The organism is Streptomyces sp. (assembly GCF_035563135.1).
Taxonomy (GTDB): Bacteria; Actinomycetota; Actinomycetes; order Streptomycetales; family Streptomycetaceae; genus Streptomyces.
In genome coordinates this window covers 1-3,840 of sequence record NZ_DATMVN010000361.1, presented here as the reverse complement: position 1 = coordinate 3,840, position 3,840 = coordinate 1, and the positions used below count along the sequence as shown (strand labels likewise).

At 72.3% G+C, this 3,840-nt stretch carries 4 protein-coding genes and 1 pseudogene; 2 read left to right on the top strand and 3 right to left on the bottom strand.

Annotation, left to right across the window (positions count from 1 at the left end; genetic code table 11):
• Window positions 1-33: 33 nt before the first annotated feature.
• A complete protein-coding gene (locus VN520_RS15650; RefSeq protein WP_325747528.1) occupies window positions 34-675 on the bottom strand; it encodes a uridine kinase in 642 nt (213 codons plus the stop codon).
• A gap of 37 nt (window positions 676-712) precedes the next feature.
• Entirely contained in the window at window positions 713-1,411 is a 699-nt protein-coding gene (locus tag VN520_RS15645; protein WP_325747527.1) for a helix-turn-helix domain-containing protein, read from the bottom strand.
• Between the two features lie 69 nt (window positions 1,412-1,480).
• On the opposite strand from VN520_RS15645, the gene VN520_RS15640 reads away from it, so the two are divergent.
• Window positions 1,481-2,692 (top strand): pyridoxal phosphate-dependent aminotransferase, encoded by a 1,212-nt coding sequence (locus tag VN520_RS15640; RefSeq protein ID WP_325747526.1) that lies wholly within the window; start codon window positions 1,481-1,483, stop codon window positions 2,690-2,692.
• 23 nt (window positions 2,693-2,715) lie between these two features.
• Window positions 2,716-3,318 (top strand): peptidase, encoded by a 603-nt coding sequence (locus tag VN520_RS15635; protein WP_325747525.1) that lies wholly within the window; start codon window positions 2,716-2,718, stop codon window positions 3,316-3,318.
• A 62-nt stretch (window positions 3,319-3,380) separates the two neighbouring features.
• Here the strand turns inward: VN520_RS15635 and VN520_RS15630 are convergent.
• Window positions 3,381-3,840: pseudogene (locus VN520_RS15630) on the bottom strand (hypothetical protein); the annotation flags it as partial.

Below are 3,840 nucleotides of genomic sequence, written 5' to 3'. Positions count from 1 at the left end.
GGCCGGGCGCCGACCAGGCCGGACCGAAAGACCCTAACCTCCGAGTCCCGTCCAGGCCGGATGGTGCGGGTCGTCGGCCCGTACGACCGCGTCCGCGCGCTCGGCCGGGGCCGCCTCGTCCTCGTACCGCGCGAAGGCGGGCAGCGTCCACCGCTCACCCTCCTGCGTACGCCGTCGCAGCGCACCCGGTGAGAGGCTCAGGTGGATCGCGAGGTCGAACGGGAACCAGTGCCCGAGGAGCAGCGGCCCGTGCAGGATCAGCACCCCGCCCTCGGGAAGCACCTGGTACGGGCTCCGGGTCGCCCGGTCCGTCACGGGGTTCCAGAGGTCGGGCAGCACCCGTCCGCTGCCCCCCGCGTCGAGCGGGCGGAACACCTCACGCCACAGCGCCCCGGTGTCGAACCAGCTGTCGGCGTACGAGTCCGGGTCCTGTCTGCCGTATTCGTAGCGAAGGCTCGCCGGGCGCAGGAAGCCGCCCGTGGAGACGGTGAGCACCGGGCGTCCACGGGACCGCAGCGCCTCGGCGAGGTGTGCGGCCGGCTCTTCGGGACGGGCGGCAGGAGCGCCGTCGATGCCGATCCTCAGCCAGGACCCGCCGTCGGCCGGTTCGAGTCCGTCGGCGTGAGCGGCGAGGGTGCGGGCCAGCCGTTCCCAGGTGATGGGTTGAAAGTGCACCCGTCCATCATCGCCCTGCCGCTCCGTGAGCCGGGGGTCAGGGCCGCGGGCCCCGCCCGTCGCGGAGTTCACCGGCGAGCGGCCCTTCGCCGAGCACCTCCACCCGCCCCGCCTCGACCGCCTCCGCGAGCGTGCACCCGCCGCGCCCGAGCGCCAGGGCGTCGTCCGTGTCCAGCACGAGGCATGCGTCCGGGTGGCCGGCGGGGCCGTATCCGTATGCCCCGCCTCCTTCCGCCTCCGCACCGGTACGGATGTGGAACTCACCCTCCGGGAGCCTGATTTCGATGACTCCGCCATGGGTGAGGCCCTGGAGGGCCCGCAGCAGCGGCAGCGCGAACCAGTGGGCCCTGACCGCGTCCGTGGCGCGGCGTTCACCGAGCGCGGGTGCGCCCCACCGGGCGAGCGCGGTCAGGACCGGGAGCAGGCCGCGGCCGTGCTCGGTCAGCTCGTAGACCGCTGCGGCCGCCGGGGGCGGCAGGCGGCGGCGCACGGCCAGCCCGCCCTGTTCCATGTCCTTGAGCCGGGAGGCCAGCACATCCGTGCTCACTCCGGGCAGATCGGCGTGCAGATCCGTGTAGCGGCGGGGGCCGGCCAGCAGTTCACGGACGATCAGCAGGGTCCACCGGTCACCGACGGAGTCGAGGGCACGGGCGGTGGCGCAGAACTGGTCGTAGCTCCGGCGGCGGGCGGGGCGTGCGGGCTGCTGCTGACGTGGCATACGACGCAGTCTAGACATGTTGTTGGACTTTCCAAGCCCGAGCTTGGTAAAACCAAGTATCGCAATTCGGGGTCGGGGAGGCACCGCATGGAGTTCCGGCAGTCCAGCAAGCTCAACGAGGTCTGTTACGAGATCCGGGGCCCGGTCATCGAACAGGCCAACGCCCTGGAGGAGGCGGGCCACAGCGTGCTCCGCCTCAACACGGGCAATCCGGCACTCTTCGGTTTCGAGGCGCCGGAGGAGATCGTCCAGGACATGATCCGGATGCTCCCCCAGGCACACGGCTACACCGATTCGCGCGGCATCCTGTCCGCGCGCCGCGCCGTCGCGCAGCGCTACCAGGCGATGGGGCTGGCCGATGTCGACGTGGACGACATCTTCCTCGGCAACGGCGTCTCCGAGCTGATCTCCATGGCGGTGCAGGGGCTTCTGGAGGACGGCGACGAAATCCTGATCCCGAGCCCCGACTATCCGCTGTGGACCGCCGTCACCACGCTCGCGGGCGGGAAGGCGGTGCACTACACCTGCGACGAGGGGGCGGACTGGAACCCCGATCTCGCCGACATGGCCTCGAAGATCACCGACCGCACCCGGGCCATGGTGATCATCAACCCGAACAACCCGACGGGCGCCGTCTACTCCCGCGAGGTTCTCGACGGCATGCTCGGCCTGGCGCGCCGGCACGGGCTGATGGTGTTCGCCGACGAGATCTACGACCAGATCCTGTACGACGGTGCCGAGCACCACAGCGTGGCGGTGCTGGCTCCCGATCTGCTCTGCCTCACCTTCAGCGGTCTGTCCAAGACGTACCGCGTCGCGGGTTTCCGCTCGGGCTGGATGGTGGTGTCGGGCCCGCAGCAGCACGCCCGCAGCTATCTGGAGGGGCTCACCATGCTCGCCTCCATGCGGCTGTGCCCCAACGCCCCCGCGCAGTACGCCATCCAGGCCGCGCTCGGCGGCCGGCAGTCGATCCGGGAACTCACCGCACCCGGCGGCAGGCTCCATGAGCAGCGCGACCGGGCCTGGGAGCGGCTCAACGAGATCCCGGGGGTGTCGTGCGTGAAGCCGAAGGGCGCGCTGTACGCCTTCCCTCGCATCGATCCGAAGGTCCACGACATCGTCGACGACGAACGGTTCGTCCTGGATCTGCTGTTGCGGGAGAAGATCCAGGTGGTGCAGGGCACCGGCTTCAACTGGCCGCGCCCGGACCACTTCCGCATCCTCACCCTTCCGTACGCCGACGACCTGGACGCCGCGATCAGCCGCATCGGCCGCTTCCTGAACGGATACCGCCAGTGATCTGCCCGACCTGCCGTACGCCCGTGCACACGCAGTTCGCGTCACCCGGTCTGGTGGAGGCGATCGTGGAGGGCGGACTCGATCCGGCCGGGGACCCCCGCTGGGCGGAGTCGGGTGCGGCGTCCCCCGCCGAGTACGCGCGCTGGGCAGGCCATCTGTGCGGTATGGCCTGCCTGCGCATGGCACTCGGCTCCGGGGCCCCGTCCCTGTTCGCCCTGCGGGACGGGGCGCTGAAGTACGACGCGTACACCGAGGACGCCGACGGGGTGATCAAGGGACTGGTCTACGCCCCCTTCGCCCGGTACACGTCCGAGGTCCACGGCCTCGACGCGGTCGTCCACCGGCACCTCTCCCCCGCCGGCATCCTGGACCTGCTGGACCAGGGCCGCAGGGTGATGGTCTCCGTGCACTACGGGATCCGCCACCCGGAACAGCCGGCTCCGGGGCGCGGTGGCCATCTGGTGCTGCTGACCTCCCGAACACCGGACGGGGCCGGTGTCCACTTCCACAACCCGTCGGGGACGACGGCCGCCACCCGTGCGGCCGACCTTCCGCTGCCGGTCTTCGAGCGCTTCTTCGCGGGCCGCGGCGTCTGCCTCCCCGCGGCCCCGGTGGCAGCCGCGTAGGGCTCACCGCTCCGGGTGGCCCGCCCGGGACCTCCTCGCCCTGCCGGCGTGCCCGTGGGGCGTCAGCGGCGCAGGGCCGTGAGGGCGGCGACCGGGTCCGCGTCCGGCGCGGCCCGGGGCCACCAGTCGTCCTCGCCCGGGTCGGACTCGTAGCCGTACCAGCGGCTGTCGTGGCCGAAGCGGAGCTGGAGCGTGCCCGTGGCGTTGGTCAGGTGGTTGCGCCAGGGCTGGAAACGCGGGAAGTCGGCCGCGGCGAGGGCGGGCCTGGCCCGGTCGAACGGGCCGGCGGGCGGGTCCCACGGGTTCTCCAGCACCTCCAGGCCCTCCGCGCCGCCCTGCCGCCAGGCTGCGACGGCCCGGGCCAGGTCCGTCGTGTTGCGCCCCGTGGCGAAGGCCAGCTCCCGGTAGAGCGCCCGGGTCGTGGCGGTGAGCCCGGCGGTGGGGCGGGACGCGGCGATCCGCACGGCGTCCTGCCAGGTGCTGAGCCCGGCGAGCGGATCGTCGCCCGTGGTGAGCAGCGCG